This window comes from Arenibacter amylolyticus (genome assembly GCF_002150785.1).
Lineage (GTDB): Bacteria > Bacteroidota > Bacteroidia > Flavobacteriales > Flavobacteriaceae > Arenibacter > Arenibacter amylolyticus.
On sequence record NZ_MTAZ01000005.1, the window covers coordinates 104,248 to 122,858 of the forward strand.

An 18,611-nucleotide genomic window follows, 5' to 3' on the forward strand; every position below is an offset into this window, starting at 1 on the left:
ATCAGAAATAATTAACCAACCACAAAGCAATTTTATGAACATGCGTCTAAATTATATTAAACCGATAGTTAAACAAATGGGGGGGCTGCTGCTGCTGTTGTGTACAGCCTTGCTAACCGCACAGTCCGGACAACATACCGTATCGGGAACTGTTACCTCTTTGGATGACGGAATGCCCTTGCCAGGGGTAACCATATTAGTGAAAGGGACTACCCAAGGGGAAACCACCAATTTTGATGGCAACTACCAAATTAATTTGGCCAATGCAAATGGCACCTTGGTTTTTTCCTACCTTGGTTTTCAAACCACCGAGGTTGCGGTAAATGGAAGGACTACCATCAATGTTCCATTGGCAACCAGTACGGAGGCCTTGGATGAGGTGGTGGTAACGGCCCTAGGGATAAAAAGATCTGAAAAATCCTTGGGATATTCCGTAGAAAATGTAGCAGGAGAAGAACTAACCCGTGTGGCCCAAGAGAATGTTTTAAACTCCTTATCTGGAAAAGTGGCCGGGGTAACGTTAAATGCTACAGGGGGTACCGGATCCTCTGTGAGTATGGTAATCCGGGGAGCTATTTCCTTAAGCTCGGACAATCAGCCGCTCTTTGTGATAGATGGGGTGCCCATAGCCAACTCGGTTAATAATGTAGGTGGTTTTGGGAGCGATAACCGGGTAGATTACGGAAATGCCATTTCGGATTTAGACCCAGAGAGTATAGAGGATGTAAGTATCCTAAAAGGTCCCAGTGCAGCTGCGCTGTACGGTTCTAGAGCAGGGAACGGCGTGGTTTTGATTACTACCAAGAAGGCACGGGATATGGAAAAGATGAAGGTTTCCTTTACCTCCAGTACCGTTTTTGATGTTCCTTATAGGTATTTAAAACAGCAAACGCGATTTGCATCGGGGTATTTTTCCTTCTCGCCAGAATCTCAGGGAGGAAGCTATATAATGCCCGAAATCTCCCTGTCTGGAGGAAATTCTGGCCCGGAATTGGACAAGGGGTATTTTGCCATCCAATGGGATTCTCCCACAGATGCCAATGGAGTGCGTATTCCAACTCCCTTAAGATCCTATCCCAACAACGTAAAGAATTTTGTGCAGACAGGTATTACTACCTCTAACAGCCTTACGGTAACCAATAGCTCCGAGGTTATTAATTATAGATTGGGGGTTACCAATATGGAGAATACAGGACTTATTCCCAATTCGGACGTCAACAGAAACAGCTTTTCCCTTTCTGCATCTTCCAATTTAAACAATAAGCTCCTTATAAGTACCAATGTAAATGTGGTGCATAGCTTTTCAGATAATAGGCCAGCCTCCAACAGAGGGGCCAATCCCTTACAATGGGCGTATAATATGCCGGCCAATCTAGATTTAATGAGCCTAAAGGATTATGACCTGCCAGGTACGGATGTGCTGAGTATTTCTGAGGACTACAACAACCCTTATTTTTTGGCACATGAGGTAAACAATAGCAATTCCCGGTATCGGATTTTTGGGAATATGGCGCTAGACTGGCAAATAAGTCCAGAGTTCAATATCAGGACAAGTTATAACCTCAATAGCTTTAATCAAACCCAGGAAACTAAAATGTCGCCTGGTTATAGTAGGGAATCCAACAATGGAACCTATGGTATTGCCAAATCGGACGGGGTAGAGACCAATGTGGATTTGCTGGCTACCTACGCCAAGGATTTTGATGCTTTTGATATTCGTATTTCCGGAGGTGGAAATCTAATGTACCAAAAAAGCAGCGGCATTAGCAATTCGGCCGCATCTAGAGTAGGACTTATAGTACCCGATCTGTTTACGGTAAAAAATATTGCCCCTTCTGCTTTGGTCTATTCCAGTTTTTTAAGTGAGCGTGGCATCAATAGTGTATACGGACTGGCAAATATAGGCTATGAAGATATGTTATACTTAGATGTAACCGCAAGAAACGATTGGTCTAGTACCCTGCCGGTGAATAATAGGTCTTATTTTTACCCATCCGCATCCCTGAGTTTTTTATTAAGTGAATTGATCGAAATTCCCAAGGTAGATCTTCTTAAGTTAAGAGGAGGCTGGGCTAGGGTTGGTAACGATACCAGTCCGTACCAATTGGGCGCCTATTATAACAACGCAGGACAGTGGGACAATGCGGTTTTGTACAGCGCCTCTGGCGGACTAAGTACGCCTAGCTTAGAGCCAGAGGAGGCTACCTCCAAGGAATTTGGAGTAGACCTCTCCCTATTTGATAATAGAGTGCGATTTAATGGTACGTATTACACGGTGGAAAATAAAAACCAAATTGTACCCAGTGTTCCCATTCCGGGTTCCTCGGGTTATAGCAGTGTTAGTATAAATGCTGGGGTGCTAGAAAGTAAGGGGTACGAACTCTCCTTGGGTATTACTCCAATAAAGACAGCAAATATCAACTGGGATGTTAACCTAAACTTTACTACGAATGAGTCTAAAATTATAGCGCTAGCAGAGGGGATAGATTATATCGAATTCTGGAGTGATAACAAAAGTGTATCTAGGGGGTATGTAGCCAATCCCGCCACTGGGGAAGATGGTTTGGTAGGTAATTTATATTCCCCAAAGATTAAAAGGGTTACCGATCCCAATTCTCCCTATTTAGGATATCCCATGCTGGGAACAGGGGAAGATGCAGAATGGTTGCCAGAAGAAGAGCGGGTAAAAGTGGGGAATTATAATCCCGATTTTATAATGGGCTTGCAAAGTAGTTTTTCCTTTAAAAACTTTAGCTTAAACCTGACGGTAGATTGGCGTTCTGGAGGCCAATATATGTCCCAGACCTCTAGATATATGACCGAGGATGGCTATAGTCAGCAATTATTGGATAATTTAATTAATCCAGGAATTTCTTCCACTGGGCAAGAATTAAAGGATTGGGTGTTAGACAATGCCGATCTACTGATCTTCGGAGAGAATTTTATTTCTATTGGAGGTCCTCCCGGAGAGGGCGGATTCCCAGAGGCTTTAGGAGGTAGTGTCGTATACGATGGAGTCTTTAATGCCGGGGTGGTAGGTTACCACGATGAGAATGGCAATTTTATCTTAGAACGTGAGAACCTCGGATTGGAAGGTACCAGTTTCATCCCCTTTTCCGTAGCCAATGCATGGGATTTTGGAACCCCACATATGTTCGATGCAGATTTTATCAAACTAAGGGAAATTTCCCTAGGCTATGATCTGCCCAAAAGATTTTTGGACAAGACAGGACTATATGCTGTGAATATCTCCCTGTATAGTAGAAACATCATGTTATGGACCAAGGATTCCGCCTTTGGTATAGATCCAGAAAGAGCGTATCAGGCAGAATCCGGGAAAGATAAAAGAGGAACTCAATTTAAGCAAGGGATAGAACGCTATAACGTAGACCCTTGGGTAATCCCTGTTGGATTTAAGGTCGGTTTCACATTCTAATCAATAAAACAATGATCACCATGTATCAGATAAAAAATAAAATAGTTGTATTGTTTATAGGGCTTGCCCTCTTGGTGTCCTGTCATGGATTGGAGGAGCTGAATGAGAATCCCAACCAGGCAAGTTCAGAGACCGTAGAGCCTAATTTATTGGTGCCTACCGTTATTTCCAGCGCCGCTAAAAATACCTTAAACCTTGGATTTGGCGATCTAGCAGGGGTAGTGCAACACACCCAAAAAGATGGATGGTCTGGTGGGCATAACGCCTATGACTGGGGGAATGATTCCCATAGTTGGAACGGATTTTATAGTGCCCTTACCAATAATAAGACCTTAATCCAGAAGGCGGAAGATGAAAACTTGGAATTTCACCTAGGAGTGGGATTGGTAATGAGAGGCTATTTATTTGGAATGATAACCGACCTGTGGGGAGATGCACCCTATTCCGAAGCTCTTAAAGGGGATCAAGGAAGTGAATATTTTAAATCGCCCTTCGATCCGCAAAAGGATATTTATGTCGGAATCTTGGCCGATCTGGCCAAGGCCAATACCTTACTATCCAAGAATCAGAGTGCCTATTTCGGAATTCAACCCGCCCAAGATATTCTTTATGCAGGCAATGTAGCTAAGTGGAGAAAATTCGCCAACTCCTTGGCACTTAGGTATTATATGCGACTCTCCGCAAAGGAGCCTGGCCTAGCAGAAGAAGGGATTAAGAGAATTACTTCCAATCCGCAGCAATACCCGCTGATAAAGACCGCTTCGGATGATGCCGCAATGGCATATGTAGGTAATACCGGTAACGACTCATGGCCCACCAATACTAAGTTTGATTCTGATACCCAAGGGGCTTATTTTAGGATAAAAATGGCGGAAACCTTAGTGGAAGTTTTAAAATCCTTGGATGACCCAAGACTAGGGGTCTGGGCCAATAAAGTAGGAATACCTCTTGTATTGGATGAAGGAGCCCCAGACGGTACGGATTATATGTTGGATGGGGAACGACATGTTTCCCAAGACATTGTAGATGCTTACGAGGAAGTGGTTGGGGTACCCGTAAATTATGCCAAAGACTATATAGGATTACCAACGGCTATGACCTTGGGACCGGCCTTTAATTTAAAAGAAGAGTTTAAACAGGGATCCTATAATCCCCATGTGTCCCAACTAAATGATATTTATAAAGAAGCCAGTGGCCCACTTTTAAAGGCGCGGATGCTTTCGGCTGCCGAAGTAAATTTTATTTTGGCCGAAGCAGCCCTAAAAGGGTGGATTTCTGGGAGTGCGCAGCATTATTATGAGGAAGGGATTAAGCAATCTTTTGAAACCTGGGGGGTATCCTCGGAATACTCAGATTATATTTCGGGGGCGCCTTTTAATGGCCTGGAGGATATAATAGAGCAGAAGTGGATTGCCAGCTGGACTGCTGCCGCAGAAGCCTGGTTCGATTATAGGAGGACTGGTTTACCCAAGCTGCAGACGGGGGAAGCTTCCAAGCGCGCTGCGCTTCCATTACGGTTTTATTATCACATAAACGAGACGGATACCAATGCAGAGAATGCAGATGCTGCAATCGGTAGGTTAGAGGCCACCCAGTTTAAGGGAGAAGATACCAGTAATAATAGTGCCTGGTCTAAAATTTGGCTCCTGCAAGGAACTGGAAAACCATATTGATCAAAGTGTTTGTTAAACATAATAGGGGAGGTCTAAGAAGACGATTGGTTCTTTTTAGACGTTCTCTTTTTTAATGTATGGATCGCAGTAAGGTCCTCAATATCAAATTTTCATGAAGAAATTGAATGAAGCTTTCCAAAATACACCCCGAGCAATCCTAAGTCTTTTATGCTGCCTTGTAGTTCCATTTTTCATTTTTGGCCAAAAGCAAAAATTACAGGAAAAATTTATCTTCCCATTCCAAAGTCAGCATGTACACGCCAGTTCCATAGTAGCACTTCCCAATGGGGATTTGTTGTCTTGCTGGTTTCAAGGTTCCGGGGAACGCAAGGCCAATGATGTACAAATCATGGGCTCCCGTTTACAAAAAGGACACGCAGCATGGAGCGCGCCTTTTGTTATGGCAGATACTCCTGGTCAGCCCGATTGTAATCCCGTGCTTTTTGTGGATGGGGATGGCAAGCTATTCTTGTTCTGGATCGTCGTGCAGGCCAATAGATGGGAACGTTCTATCTTAAAATATAAAACCGCTGTCGACTACCTGAAATCGGGAGCCCCAAATTGGGATTGGCAGGAGGTTATCCTGTTAAAACCCGATGAGAAATTTGAAAATACCATAGAAACGCAATTTAAGGCCATGCCTCCCCGAGGCCTCACTTGGGCAGAATACGCGCCCAATTATGAAACTATGATCTTGGAGGCCGCCAAGGATAAAACCAAAAAGGAGACGGGATGGATGACTCGGATACATCCCACCGTATTGCCATCAGGGAGAATTTTGCTCCCTCTCTATTCGGACGGTTACAACTTATCCTTGATTGCGATATCGGATGACCAAGGAACCACATGGCAACCTAGTCTGCCCATTGTGGGCTATGGCAATATTCAGCCAAGTATTGTGCGAAAAAAAGATGGTAGCCTTGTAGCGTATATGCGCGATAATGGGGATGCCCCCGGACGCATATTGGAAAGTACCTCTAAGGATGATGGCTATACGTGGACCCCTGCCTCTAAATCCAATATTCCTAATCCCGGTACCAGTATGGAAACCTTGGTCCTTGCTAATGGGAATTGGATAATGGTTTACAACGACCTAGAATCGGGGAGGTCTAGCCTAGCCGTAAGCCTATCGGAGGATGAAGGGAAAACTTGGAAGTGGACCCGAAATCTGGAGGTACATGAAAACGGATCCTTTTCCTATCCGTCTATGATTCAAACCAGGGACGGTTTTATCCATATTACCTATTCCTATCATATAGCGGGAAATAAAACCATAAAACATGTGGCGTTTCCATCAGAATGGGTAAAGGGAAAAACGGAGGGGAAATAAGGGAAGTGGAAATTAGTTTAAAAATAGCATAAGAGTAACCATCAAAAAGTTTAGATCATGAAGAAAATTTGTTTTTTATCCTGTTTGTTTATCACTGTCATTGGGTTGGCACAGGAGAACCGAAAAATAGCCTTCGGCCCCTATATTCAGCAAATGGGAACCAAAGATGCCACTATCTGTTGGTCTACCAAGGTAAGCGAACCCACCATAACCGATCCAGAGGGAAATGTAAAAACCATAACAGAATATAAACACCATAAGATCCATTTGGGCCGATTAAAGCCCAATACGGAATATAGCTATGATGTGCTAAACGATGGAACGGACGAGGGCAAAGGCACCCTAACAACCTATCCAGACGAGATGGTTCCCTTTAATTTTGCAGTCACCGGAGATTCTAGAAGTAGGCACGATGTTCATGCCAAGGTGGTGGCCAAAATAATGGAAACCAATCCGAGGTTCATAGTGAATTCTGGGGATCTGGTATCCAACGGGCGATCTATTGAAGATTGGGAAGCCTTTTTTGAGGTAAGTAAGGAGTTAATGAGGAATACCCCCTATTACCCAGTGCTGGGAAATCACGAGAAAGACTCCCCCTACTACTACGATCTTTTTGATCTTCCCAATAATGAGAAGTATTACTACTTTACCGTAGGGGATGCCTTGATGATAGTTTTGGACAGTGAGGGCAAGGAAATTTCCCAACCTACATTCGTTTCCGATGAACACAGTGAAGCCTTTTGGAAAGAAGCATTCTCCGATTATTTTGTGGAGCAAAAGAAGTGGTTAGAGAAAGTGCTAGACCTCAATAGGGAAGCGGGATTTGTATTTATATTTCAACACAAACCCCTTTTTAGCGTTATGAAAAATAGGAAGGCCGAAGCCGAGAAGACTCGAGAATTCTGGGGAGATATTTTCGAGAGACACAAGGTGCAGGTCTTCTTTAACGGACATGATCACCACTATCACCGAGCGTTTAAAAACGGGGTGCATTACATTACTTCTGCAGGAGCAGGAGCGCCATTGTACGACGTGGATTTTGAACTTCCAGAAACCGAGAAATTTAGTAAGGTAGAACACTTTGTAAATGTGCAGGTTCAAAAGGATAAAGCCGTGCTTTTGGTGACAGATATAGACGGGAACGAAATAGAGACCGTAGAAGTGAAGAGACGGATGGTGATGGAACCATAGATAGTGCTATACCAAAACTAAAAACGCAATATAAATTAGCTAATATGAAATCATCTACCTGGAGGATCCCGATGCTTATTGTAGCCATGGCCTTGGCAACCGCTTGGGCTATTCGCGGACAGTTTGGGCACGAACAGGGGGCCGCATGGGCCGGGGCTATAGGAGGTATTGCTTTGGTCTTGGTCTCCCAACGCCAGGATTGGTACCGGAAAATGATGGTGGTTGCCCTGGCCTCTGCCGTTGGCTGGGGCGTAGGCGGGATGATCAGCTATGGGATGATAGTAGGCTATGGAAAAGCGGACAATTTTATCAATGCCTTTTATGGCCTAGGGATGTTGTTCCTGATAGGAGGCCTCTTTGGGCTACTTGGGGGTGGCTTGGTAGGACTTAGTTTAGATTCCACTCGGGAAAATAGGGTGAAATGGGGCGCCTTAATGGCAGAGATGGCAGCAGGCGGACTCATAGGGTATTATTTATTGATTGTACAGATAGGAATAAGAATGACCCCTCCAAGGTCCGAGGCATGGGCGGTTTGTCTTGGAGCTGGCTTAGCCATGTTATGGCATATGGCTAGGGAAAAAAGAAATTCGCCCATCAGGGTGGCATGCTTCTCCATGTTAGGAGGGGGTATAGGTTTCGGATTCGGTAATTTTCTGCAGATCCTAGGGATATCCGCAGCGCTATCCTTTAATATGTGGAATGTGATGGAATATAGCATCGGATTTTTTGGAGGTCTAGGAATGGCCTATGGGGTCTTTAGCTCTCCTTGGCCTAAAGATATACCAGGGCCAAAGAAGTGGGAGAACTGGAGTTCATTTGGAATACTTGCCCTTTTTCTACCATTGATTGTTTATAGGGAGTCCCTTAGTTATCACCACCTAACTAGGCGATTACGGGATTTGCCAAATGTAGAGGAGCTGGCAACTACTAGTACCTGGGTGGCTGCACTGGTGCTTCTTTTAATGATATTTTTATTGGGTAGGCAATTAATAAAGGAGCTGATAGGCCATAAACAGGTATTCCGGACGTTTTTTATTTTACTGATTCCGTATGCGGGAGTTAGCTTTTTGGTAAAAGGGCTTTTAGGAGGGGTGGTAGAAGTCACTCACTACTTATACCTCCTTAATATTTTGATGCTGTTTCTACTACTAGGCCTTAAGCAACCATCTATTCAATTTGGAAAACTAAAAGTTATGCCAATGGATAGGTGGATTTACTATTTGCTGGGAGGTTTAAGTTTTATGGCGCTTTTGGCATTTATAGCTATTCATGTACATGGTGATTTGGGAGGACATAATAGATTTCCATTAAACTAAGGATATGACGACTACAAAGGAAAGTAATGGCTTTTATTTTATGATTCTTGTGGTGTTTATTGCCATTGGATATGCCGTTCTAAGATATCACCTATTGGGGGAGGTTCCCTGGAAAGATTTTCCAATTTTTATTTTGAACAAAGGTGTATCGCTGGCTGGGATAACCCTTTTGTCATTATGTGTTTCCCTTGGCCCCTTATCTCGCATGGGAATCTCCATATTAGCTACAAGATCTGCCAAGAAACTGATGGGCATTTCAGGGCTACTCCTGACCATTGCGCATGTTTTGCTGAGTATGGTAATTTTAAATCCGCGCTATTTTGAGCTGTTTTTTGTGGAGGATGGAAGCTTATCGGCACGGGGATCCCTTAGTTTGATGGCTGGGGTGGTTAGCTTAATAATGCTGGGGGTATACCATCAATGTTTTAAAAATGGGGTGGTGGGAAAGGAAAAATTGGTTAAGTTTTTAACCTCCAATAAATTTCTTCTAGGACTACTACTGCTGTTTGGGGCTCATCTTTTTTTTGTGGGCTATCACAATTGGTTGGTTCCCGCCAATTGGATAGGCGGACTACCACCCATTACGTTGGTTTCCTTTGTAATGGTGTTTTTGGCCATGGGAATTAGTCTTCTTGGGCGCTGAAAATTCTACGCCGCTAGAGAAAACTAAAAGTTAGGATACTATCTAAATGTCTTCCGATATTCACTAGGGGTCTTCCCCATAATGAATTTAAAGTAGTGGTTAAAGTTGGCGAGATTGTTATACCCGCTTTCAAAACAAATTTGAGTAATCTGTTTGTCCGTTTCTGCCAGTAATTTAGCGGCTATGCCCACCCTCACGCTCTTTACATACTCCATAAAGGTTTGGCCTGTCTTCTTCTTAAAATACCTGCAGAAGCTGCTGGGCGCCATGTTTAGTACGGCAGAGGCCGACTCTAACTTTACCCCTTCCTGGATGTTTTGGAAAACATACTCATAAACCTTGTTTATCTTATCAAGGTTTTTGGAGAAAACGGCGGAGTTGTTAATGGGATTTGATAGGTTTTCCCTTTCCTCTACTTGGATGAGGTAATGAAATACCCTTAATAGTTGAATGTAATACTCCAAACCAGTGAGCTGGGTCATCTCCTCCAAAATAGCCGGTATATGGGTGTCATTTCCCAGTTTAAATCGTAGTCCGGTGTTGGATTGTCTTAGTAGCTCAACCACCTTCTCCAATTCGGGCATTTTAAAAAAATCCGAATTGATGATGTCTTCAGAGAAATGGGTGACAATACAAAAGGGATCTTTACCTTTTTCGGCATCCAAGGCTTCCCAACAATGAGGTAGATTGGGACCTAAAAGTACCAGATCGTCTTTTTCAAAACCGGAGATGTTATCTCCCACAATTCTTCGTCCCGACCCTGATGTGATAAAGTTTAATTCGAAATTTCTATGGGAATGAATTCTGGCATTGGATGCCAATGGTAGTTTTCTAGAAATAAATGAATGCTTGGTGGGGACATAAATTTTTTCAAAAATAAACTCCATCTTTATAATATTGACATTATTACACCAATATAATTAATTATTTTAAAATAAAGGTTAAGATATAATGCAATTAAAACAATATAGTGGTGGCGATTGGTGTTAAATTGAATTTAATTTGTGTAGGGTCTATGGTAATAGAAGGAGAATTGTTAAAGAATTAGGTTGCTTGACCAAACTTCTTGCCGTTAATCGATTTTAGCCTAAAATAAAGACTTTTAAACATGAGCAAATGAATTTACCAATAAAAGGAATTATTCCACCGATGATTACGCCGCTTTTGGAGAATTTGTCATTAGATCTTGTCGGATTAGAAAATTTGGTGCATCATTTATTGGAAGGTGGTGTACATGGTATTTTTATCTTGGGGACTTCTGGTGAGGGACCTAGCCTGAGTTACGCAACACGGAAAAAAATGATTTCCGAGACCTGTAGGTTGGTTAACGGCAAGGTGCCGCTGTTGGTTGGAATCACAGATACCTCCTTTGAGGAAGCCATGGAATTGGCCAAACACGCCAAAAGGGAAGGAGCCAATGCCTTGGTGGTGGCCTCCCCATATTACCTTCCTATTTCTGAGAGGGAAATGTTAGAGTATTTGGAAAATTTAGCTCCTAAATTGCCATTACCTTTCCTTTTGTACAATATGCCAAGTTGTACCAAGCTAAGCGTATCAATGAAAATAGTTAAAAAAGCGAGAGCGTTGGGAGCTATAGGCATCAAGGATAGCTCTGGTGATCTTTCGTTTTTGTATATGCTGATCGAAGCGTTTAAGAACGACCCCCAATTCGCTATCATTACGGGGACGGAATTATTTCTGCCAGAAACAATCATGAATGGCGGACATGGGGCCGTGGCAGGGGGTGCCAATTTTTTTCCAGGGCTTTTTGTGGCCCTCTATGAAGCTATGCTTAAGAAAGATTTTGATAAGGCAAAAGAACTACGCCAAGAGGTAATTAAGATTCATCATACCATTTATGAGGTTGGAAAATATTCCTCACGGCACATAAAAGGGACTAAAGCAGCCTTAGCAGCCATGAATATTTGCAAGGATTATGTAGCAGAACCCCTGCACAGATTTAATGAGGAACAACGTAATAAAATTAAAGAGTATATTGTAGCGTTTAAATATACCAACCACTACAAACCTGCATTATGAATTACCAATTAGGAACTGTGGACCTGACCATAATAGTGCTTTATGGACTGGTCTTGGTCCTCATGGGAATCTACTTTTTTAAGAGGAGCAAAACTTCGGAACAGTTTATGGTAGCCAGTAGGGGGATACCCGCCTGGGCCGCAGGTATTGCGGTTATGAGTACCTATACTAGTAGCATTTCCTATATTGCCGTTCCTGGAAAAGCCTTTGACGATAATTGGCACCCCCTTGTATTTGCCATCTGCGCCATTCCAGTAGCCTGGTTTGTAACTTCCTATGTAATTCCCCATTACCGAAAAAATAATATCATCTCCGTTTATAACTATCTCGAAGAAAAAATTGGGGGCTGGGGTAGAATTTATGCTGCTTTCTCCTTTCTCCTCTTTATGGTAGGGCGGGTAGCTGTAATTCTATACTTGTCTTCCCTGTTGCTTACCTCCTTTGTGAGCTTAGATATAGAAATGGTTATTGTATGTATTGGTGTCGTGACCATTATCTACACCTTAATGGGAGGAATGGAAGCGGTCATATGGACGGATGTGATGCAATCCATAATAATGATCGGGGGAATCCTTTTTGTAGCTGTTATACTTAGTATGGAGATTTTTTCCCAGCCCGATTATTTGGTGCAAAAGGCTTTTGATAACAATAAATTTAGCCTTGGGGATACAGACTTTTCACTGCGCGATAGAACATTGTGGGTAATGATTATTTACGGAATATCGGAAAATGTTAGGAATCTTATTGCCGATCAAAATTACACCCAGAAATATAGCTCGGTGGGCACCACCCAGGAAGCGCGTAAATCGGTTTGGATTGCCATGCTCATCTACCTGCCATTAACCCTTATCTTTTTATATATAGGAACGGCCTTATTTGCTTACTACGGAGCAGAAGCAAATGTTTTAAATGAAACCATTACCAAAGGCGATGAGGTCTTCCCATATTTTATCGCTACAGAACTCCCGGTAGGCATTAAAGGCCTTATGATTGCAGCCATCATGGCGGCTTCTATGAGTACGGTAGATTCTGCCCTCAACTCTTCGGCTACGGTGCTGTATATCGATTTTTATAAAAAGTACCTCAATCCCAAAGGGTCCGAACGGTCCAGCCTAAATTTTCTTAGGATTACCACCATCATTTGGGGAGTGTTGGGAGTGGGATTTGCCCTGCTTATGATTAATGCCAAAAGCGCATTGGATGTCTGGTGGCAAATTTCAGGGATTTTTGGGGGTGGTATCCTCGGATTGTTTCTCTTGGCCCTATTTAACGTAGGTATCAGTCGGGCACAAGGGATTCTATCCGTACTGTTTAGTATTCTAATTATTGTTTGGGGTACCTTCTTTAGAGACCTGCCCAAAGGTTACAGCTGGTTAGAGTGTACCATGGATCCAATAATCATTGGTGCGGCTTCTACGGCAGGATTAATTGCTATGGCCTTGGTCTTTATGCTGTATAATAAAAGCAAAACTAAAGAGTACGCATAATTTTGGAACTGGGGAAACAGGCATGGATTAAGATAGGGAGGGTGCTTCTGCCCCCATTACTTCTTTTAATGCTACTGCTCTTCTTCCCATTTTCTATAACTATCATAGATGCCCTAAGCTTACAACCCCTAGCAGATTACAGTATTCAGATACATTTCTGGAGAACGGTCTTTGAACCCTTTTTGGGTCCTTTGCTTTATTTTAAAAGATCTATAAACCCACTGCAGGAAGTGCCAATGGCAATCCTGTGGGGGCTTGTGATCTATCTGCTCCATGGGTTTTGGAAGTACAAAAAAATGGAGGATAAATCTGGAGGGGGAAAATACTTTTTAAGGAAACTAAGCAATTTACCTTTGATTTTGGGAATGGGGTTTGCTTACTTTCTTTTAGTCCTTTTTATTCCATTGCCAACCAATACCATCGTCAATAATTCCGAGCACGATATTTTGGTGACCACCCATGCACATTCCGAATTCAGCCATGACGGATTAATCTCTCCAATACAATTGTGGGAATGGCATAAAAGAAATGGATTTGACGCCTTGTTTATTACCGAACATGCCCATCATCATAAAACCCTAGAGTTTTCAAGACAACAGCGCAATAGTAAATTTCCTATGGATCCATTGGTTATGGTAGGGCAGGAGTATTCTGGCTCTAACCATATGAGTCTTTTGGGGTTAAACGGAAGCTTTGTGACCAAAGGAAAAACAGATGCAGAAATTGTGGACTTAACCCACAGGCATGGGGGTGCAGTAATCGTTAACCATTGGTTTGATGGGAAAGGAAAGGAAAAAGAATTCTATACGGCCATGGGAGTAGATGGATTTGAAATTGAAAATGTAGGCAAGAAATTATACTACAATCGGTTAGTTTTCAAGAATCTTAAAGAACACTGTGAGGAAAACGGACTTATCATGGTGGGCGGCTTAGACTATCACGGATATGGAAGGGGATGTTCCCTTTGGAATGCTTTCACCATTCCCAATTGGCACAAAATGAACCCAAAAGCAAAAGAAAGTGCCATACTACAGATTTTACGGGATAGGGATCAGTCTAAGCTTAAGGTACTTATGTACAGGGATAGGCCTTTTTACGAGGGGATCCCTCCTTTGATTAGTCCACCTATTAACGCCCTATATTATTTTAGAACGCTCAATGGCTATCAAGTGGCATCTTGGATAGTTTGGTGGGCTATTTTTCAGTTGTTTCTTGTTGTAGGAAGGAGTTGGCTAATGTATTGGGAAGATGCTTTGCCATTAGGGGGAGGCCTAAGCGCAACGTTTATGCTGATCTTGGGCGTAATTTATTATTTAAAGGACCAGACGCTGCAGGGGTATAGTAGTTTGTATGCTGAATACGGTACCCTCTTGTTGACAATTGGGGGCATATATATCCTATACGCGGGCTACTTAATCCGTCGTCGTTTTTTTAGAGTGAAAATATAGTCTGAGGTAAAAGCCTGCTGTTCATTTTTATATCCAGCCTTCTACGGGTGGCCATTTACCATCTTTAACGGTGAAGCTTACGCGCTCTTAAATAATTTAAAAGAGCTTCCGGCAAATCTGTCTGTATTACATTTACATATTTTTTGCTCAAAAGGGCATCAAACCCAGCATCTTTCTCTAACCGCTCCATGCTATCATATTTTCCTAAGGCATTGATCCATACCCTTGTTCCCGAGTCTATAATCTTGCGCATCTTACGGTCCTTGTAAAAGCTTTCATCAATATGGATAATATCTATCAGGTCCATTTTTTGAATCGCCCTCACTTCTCTTCTAGAATACGCCCTAGGCATTATTCGTATTTCACTATCCATTTCTTGCAGCCTGGGGGTTTCCTTATAATCGTACAGAAAAAATAATATTTGGTTCTCCATCCCGAATTCTTGAATAAGGGAATAGGCTTTTTCAACAGCGGCCATATCCTCCAATTTAAAGTCGATGTCTAAAAGGACTTTTCCTTTAGTCAATTGCAGTACTTCTTTAAAGGTGGGAATACGCTCTGTAGTGATACTGTCTTTAAATAATAGGCGTAGGTCTTTTAGCTGGTCTAAGCTAAAATCGGACACATTTCCACTACCATTGGTGGTTCTATCCAAAGTGCGATCGTGCATTATCAGCAACACTCCATCCTTACTTTGTCTAATATCTAATTCCACGATATCTACTCCTATACGGATACTTTCCTTAATGGCAGCCAAAGAATTTTCTGGGTAATAATCATTGGTGGCTCTATGGGCAGCAACTAATATTTGTTCGGGATTGTTTTTAAAATCGATTAAAATACGATCCAAGTTGGACTCCTGTGCTGCTAATCCTACATAGAGAAATAACAATAGCACTAAGAGAAGCTTTTTTGGGTGTGGTGATAGGTGGTTGTTCATTTCAAAAATAAATAAACTGGCGCGGTAGCCAGTAATTATAAGCTTCCCTAAGTTAGGAAATTATTTTGGCTCTCCTTACTCTGCACCGGCTAGGATCAGTAGTTGGGCAATTTCTTTAAACCCACGACGTTTTGCGTGCTGTAAGGGAGTGATACCGTTATTGTCGGCAATATTAACGTTGGCACCTGCAGCTATAAGCATGGATACAGCTTGCTGGTAACCTTGGTTGCCTTCCCCTAAGATAATGGCCTCCAATAAGGCCGTCCATCCCAGGCGATTGATGTGGTCTATGGGATAATTGGGGTCGTCTAGTAAGAGCTTTATCACCTCTAAATGGGCATGCTCACTGGCGGGAATTAGGGCCGTTCCTTTATACCTGTTTAGTACCCCGTAATCTGGATTAGCAGTCATGCAGATTTTTACAATTTCTGTGAAGCCTTCGGCGCCAGCATATAAAAAAGGAGAGTTAAGCATATGATCTTGGGCATTGACATTGGCTCCTGCTTTTATAAGAATTTTTGCAGCTTCTACATGGTTGGCATAGGTAGCAAGCATAAGGGCAGTACGTCCCTTAGTGTCTTTTAAGTCTAGCTGAGCACCATTCGCTATCGCCTTCTTTAGGGAGAGGGTATCATTGTTGGCAGCCGCCCTAAGTAGTAAGGTGCTTTTCATTGTGTTTTGTCCCTTGCTCTGAGCGCAGGATACTCCGATGAGAAGCATACATCCCATCAAGAAAAAAGTCTTCATTTTTTATCATTTTCGGTAAAGTTAAGGATCATTTTCGTCAATGGGAAGAGGGGGGCTGTCGTAGGAGAAGCGCTCAGCTAAGGTTGTTTGCATCAATATATTTATGATAAGGATTCATTATAAATAAGGCAGACCTGTATTTTTAAAGAAAAAATGCCAATAGTAGGAAGTATCGTAAAAGGGTTTTTGGATTTGAGAGATCGATTGGTGAGTGATAAAAATCCGGTAGAGGCCCAAAAGGAGGTGTTGAAAATGCTCTTGGAAAAGGCCAAGAACACCGATTTTGGCAAGCACTATCAATTTTCAAAAATCCTGAAATCGCCCAATCTAGTAAGAACTTTTGCTGAAACCATCCCTTATTTTGATTATGATAAAATGAATGCCGAGTGGTGGTGCAAAATCCATGAGGGCACTCCGGATGTTAGTTGGCCGGGAAAGCCAGATTACTTTGCGTTGAGTTCTGGTACTACGGGAAAAACAAGTAAGCGTATCCCCGTTACTAATGACATGATTAAGGCTATACAGGAGGCGGGTTTAGAACAGGTGTATGCCCTAAGCAATTTTGACCTTCCTGCCGATTTCTTTGAGAAAGATATTATGATGTTGGGAAGCTCCACAGATTTGGAGAGTGTAGATCAGCATTTGGAAGGGGAAATCAGTGGAATTAGTGCTAGCCAGATCCCGGCATGGTTTAGAGGCTATTATAAACCAGGAGAAGAAATTGCCAAGATTGATGATTGGGACAAGCGGGTTGATCGTATTGTGGAGAAAGCGGCCGATTGGGATGTTGGGGCACTTAGTGGCATACCCTCTTGGATGGAGCTTATGTTAAAACAAGTAATAGAAAGACATCAGCTTAAAAATATTCATGAGTTATGGCCCAATTTACAGGTGTACACTTCCGGAGGGGTGGCTTTTGCCCCATACGAAAAGAGCTTTAATGCCCTTTTGGGAAAACCCATTACAGTTATTGATACCTATTTGGCTTCCGAAGGATTTATTGCGTTTCAGGCGAGACCAGAAACCGAAGCAATGCAGTTGGTGACCAATGGGGGAATATATTTCGAGTTTGTGCCGTTTAATCCAGACTATATTAACCAAAATGGTGCCTTAGTGAAAGATGCTCCATGTGTATCCCTGGCTGAGGTGGAGTTGAATCAGGACTATGTGCTGGTGATCAGTACCGTAGCGGGTGCATGGCGCTATATTATAGGGGATACCATTAAATTTACGGATTTAGAACGGGCCGAGATAAAGATTACCGGGAGGACCAAGTTTTTCCTTAATGTGGTTGGGTCCCAGCTGTCCGTAAATAAAATGGACGATGCTGTAAACCGATTGGAAGATGCATTTTCCATGAAAATTCCCGAGTATACCCTGTGTGCTAAAAAAATAGACGGCGAGTTTTACCATTGTTGGTATTTGGGAACCGATGCCACAATGGATGAGAATGAAATAGCGGCAAAACTGGACGAATATTTAAAGGATGCCAATAAGAATTATAAGGTGGCTCGCTCAAAAGCTTTGAAAGGGGTAAAGGTAAGCCCGGTACCAGTGGCTATCTTCCATGAATGGAATGCTGTTAATAAGAAGAAAGGCGGACAAGTAAAGATGGAACGGGTAATGGATACGGAGAAATTTGCGGAATGGGAAGAATTCGTAAAAGAAAATTTGTAGAAATCAACCTAATTTATTGCTCTTTATAATAGGGGTAGGCCTAGTGTTTTACCTTTTATCCATTTCTTCTACAAGGACCATAATCTCTTCCGGGGATAGGTAGTACTTTTTAATTCTGTCTTTATATTCCTGTCGGATTTCTGCATGATCCAATATAAAGTTCTTGGTATCCAAAATATAAGTTCCCATCCCTTGAGCTACTGCATAAGTGTCTGCGGCGCGCTCTGCTTCTACGATGTAGGATCCGGAAAAAAGATATTTAACCCCAAACCAAAGTAGGTTAAGACTGCTCCTGTTTTTATAATCCATAATATGCCCCAATTCATGACCTAACCAGCCAATCATAATTTTGGGATCTATGGATTTGGTATGAAACTCTGTCCCTGAAATTTTAAATTTCTCACTAATCAGAATAATATATTTCCTTTTTTTTCTAGACCCAAAAAGACTCCAGAAATTTGGCTGGGCCATCATGGTAGATTTTTTGATGTTTTTCTTGAATTTTACGGTAATCGGGGTGTTTTCCAATTCCGGATAATAGGATAGTGCCGTAGCTACTTCCTTCTTTATGGATTTGGGTGCTATGTGTTGGGCATTTAAGGAAACTAAACTCATGAATAGTATTGCGATTAATTGGATTTTCATCTGCGTTTCTAATGCTTGTCATTCTGATAAGCTATAAG

The 18,611-nt window shown here is 42.3% G+C and carries 14 protein-coding genes; 10 read left to right on the plus strand and 4 right to left on the minus strand.

Going from position 1 to position 18,611, the window contains the following annotated elements:
• Positions 1-40 precede the first annotated feature (40 nt).
• The 6 genes from BV214_RS03570 (at position 41) to BV214_RS03595 (ending at position 9,589) form a co-directional block, all read left to right on the plus strand.
• The gene (locus BV214_RS03570; RefSeq protein WP_217868580.1) at positions 41-3,436 is read left to right on the plus strand and encodes a SusC/RagA family TonB-linked outer membrane protein; all 3,396 of its coding nucleotides are present in this window, start codon (positions 41-43) and stop codon (positions 3,434-3,436) included.
• A 20-nt stretch (positions 3,437-3,456) separates the two neighbouring features.
• Positions 3,457-5,109 carry a SusD/RagB family nutrient-binding outer membrane lipoprotein gene (locus tag BV214_RS03575; RefSeq protein ID WP_086476167.1) on the plus strand — a complete coding sequence of 551 codons (1,653 nt, stop codon included), beginning with the start codon at positions 3,457-3,459 and terminating at the stop codon, positions 5,107-5,109.
• A 112-nt stretch (positions 5,110-5,221) separates the two neighbouring features.
• Positions 5,222-6,439 carry a sialidase family protein gene (locus BV214_RS03580; RefSeq protein ID WP_086476119.1) on the plus strand — a complete coding sequence of 406 codons (1,218 nt, stop codon included), beginning with the start codon at positions 5,222-5,224 and terminating at the stop codon, positions 6,437-6,439.
• A gap of 57 nt (positions 6,440-6,496) precedes the next feature.
• Complete coding sequence (locus BV214_RS03585; RefSeq protein ID WP_086476120.1) at positions 6,497-7,630, plus strand: metallophosphoesterase family protein; 1,134 nt, start codon at positions 6,497-6,499, stop codon at positions 7,628-7,630.
• A 44-nt stretch (positions 7,631-7,674) separates the two neighbouring features.
• The gene (locus tag BV214_RS03590; protein WP_140157711.1) at positions 7,675-8,946 is read left to right on the plus strand and encodes a hypothetical protein; all 1,272 of its coding nucleotides are present in this window, start codon (positions 7,675-7,677) and stop codon (positions 8,944-8,946) included.
• 4 nt (positions 8,947-8,950) lie between these two features.
• Positions 8,951-9,589, plus strand: coding sequence for a hypothetical protein (locus BV214_RS03595; RefSeq protein ID WP_086476122.1), 639 nt, complete (start codon positions 8,951-8,953; stop codon positions 9,587-9,589).
• A 38-nt stretch (positions 9,590-9,627) separates the two neighbouring features.
• Here the strand turns inward: BV214_RS03595 and BV214_RS03600 are convergent, their stop codons facing one another.
• The gene (locus tag BV214_RS03600) at positions 9,628-10,476 is read right to left on the minus strand and encodes an AraC family transcriptional regulator (protein WP_086476123.1); all 849 of its coding nucleotides are present in this window, start codon (positions 10,474-10,476) and stop codon (positions 9,628-9,630) included.
• Between the two features lie 229 nt (positions 10,477-10,705).
• Here BV214_RS03600 and BV214_RS03605 point away from each other — a divergent pair, with 229 nt between their 5' ends.
• The 3 genes from BV214_RS03605 to BV214_RS03615 are packed head-to-tail and all read left to right on the plus strand — an operon-like array spanning position 10,706 to position 14,564.
• Positions 10,706-11,629 carry a dihydrodipicolinate synthase family protein gene (locus tag BV214_RS03605; RefSeq protein WP_086476124.1) on the plus strand — a complete coding sequence of 308 codons (924 nt, stop codon included), beginning with the start codon at positions 10,706-10,708 and terminating at the stop codon, positions 11,627-11,629.
• Positions 11,626-13,116 (plus strand): sodium:solute symporter family transporter, encoded by a 1,491-nt coding sequence (locus BV214_RS03610; protein WP_086476125.1) that lies wholly within the window; start codon positions 11,626-11,628, stop codon positions 13,114-13,116. Before BV214_RS03605 ends, BV214_RS03610 begins: the two co-directional genes overlap by 4 nt.
• A 2-nt stretch (positions 13,117-13,118) precedes the next feature.
• Positions 13,119-14,564: a PHP domain-containing protein gene (locus BV214_RS03615; RefSeq protein ID WP_140157712.1), complete on the plus strand. Its 1,446-nt coding sequence runs from the start codon at positions 13,119-13,121 to the stop codon at positions 14,562-14,564.
• A gap of 64 nt (positions 14,565-14,628) precedes the next feature.
• Here BV214_RS03615 and BV214_RS03620 read toward each other — a convergent pair whose 3' ends face one another.
• Both BV214_RS03620 and BV214_RS03625 read right to left on the minus strand, forming a co-directional pair.
• Positions 14,629-15,504, minus strand: coding sequence for a glycerophosphodiester phosphodiesterase family protein (locus tag BV214_RS03620; RefSeq protein WP_086476127.1), 876 nt, complete (start codon positions 15,502-15,504; stop codon positions 14,629-14,631).
• 75 nt (positions 15,505-15,579) lie between these two features.
• A complete protein-coding gene (locus BV214_RS03625; protein ID WP_086476128.1) occupies positions 15,580-16,251 on the minus strand; it encodes an ankyrin repeat domain-containing protein in 672 nt (223 codons plus the stop codon).
• Between the two features lie 153 nt (positions 16,252-16,404).
• On the opposite strand from BV214_RS03625, the gene BV214_RS03630 reads away from it, so the two are divergent.
• The gene (locus BV214_RS03630) at positions 16,405-17,928 is read left to right on the plus strand and encodes a GH3 family domain-containing protein (RefSeq protein ID WP_086476129.1); all 1,524 of its coding nucleotides are present in this window, start codon (positions 16,405-16,407) and stop codon (positions 17,926-17,928) included.
• Between the two features lie 48 nt (positions 17,929-17,976).
• Here the strand turns inward: BV214_RS03630 and BV214_RS03635 are convergent, their stop codons facing one another.
• Positions 17,977-18,543, minus strand: coding sequence for a hypothetical protein (locus BV214_RS03635; RefSeq protein WP_223883368.1), 567 nt, complete (start codon positions 18,541-18,543; stop codon positions 17,977-17,979).
• Positions 18,544-18,611 lie beyond the last annotated feature (68 nt).

What these genes read in the sequence shown, in the direction of transcription:
- BV214_RS03625 (WP_086476128.1), bottom strand. Translation starts at nt 16,251, where the DNA reads ATGAAGACTTTTTTCTTGATGGGATGTATGCTTCTCATCGGAGTATCC.
- BV214_RS03635 (WP_223883368.1), bottom strand. Translation starts at nt 18,543, where the DNA reads ATGAGTTTAGTTTCCTTAAATGCCCAACACATAGCACCCAAATCCATA.
- BV214_RS03605 (WP_086476124.1), top strand. Translation starts at nt 10,706, where the DNA reads ATGAATTTACCAATAAAAGGAATTATTCCACCGATGATTACGCCGCTT.
- BV214_RS03570 (WP_217868580.1), top strand. Translation starts at nt 41, where the DNA reads ATGCGTCTAAATTATATTAAACCGATAGTTAAACAAATGGGGGGGCTG.
- BV214_RS03580 (WP_086476119.1), top strand. Translation starts at nt 5,222, where the DNA reads ATGAAGAAATTGAATGAAGCTTTCCAAAATACACCCCGAGCAATCCTA.
- BV214_RS03585 (WP_086476120.1), top strand. Translation starts at nt 6,497, where the DNA reads ATGAAGAAAATTTGTTTTTTATCCTGTTTGTTTATCACTGTCATTGGG.
- BV214_RS03620 (WP_086476127.1), bottom strand. Translation starts at nt 15,504, where the DNA reads ATGAACAACCACCTATCACCACACCCAAAAAAGCTTCTCTTAGTGCTA.
- BV214_RS03600 (WP_086476123.1), bottom strand. Translation starts at nt 10,476, where the DNA reads ATGGAGTTTATTTTTGAAAAAATTTATGTCCCCACCAAGCATTCATTT.
- BV214_RS03575 (WP_086476167.1), top strand. Translation starts at nt 3,457, where the DNA reads ATGTATCAGATAAAAAATAAAATAGTTGTATTGTTTATAGGGCTTGCC.
- BV214_RS03630 (WP_086476129.1), top strand. Translation starts at nt 16,405, where the DNA reads ATGCCAATAGTAGGAAGTATCGTAAAAGGGTTTTTGGATTTGAGAGAT.
- BV214_RS03610 (WP_086476125.1), top strand. Translation starts at nt 11,626, where the DNA reads ATGAATTACCAATTAGGAACTGTGGACCTGACCATAATAGTGCTTTAT.
- BV214_RS03590 (WP_140157711.1), top strand. Translation starts at nt 7,675, where the DNA reads ATGAAATCATCTACCTGGAGGATCCCGATGCTTATTGTAGCCATGGCC.
- BV214_RS03595 (WP_086476122.1), top strand. Translation starts at nt 8,951, where the DNA reads ATGACGACTACAAAGGAAAGTAATGGCTTTTATTTTATGATTCTTGTG.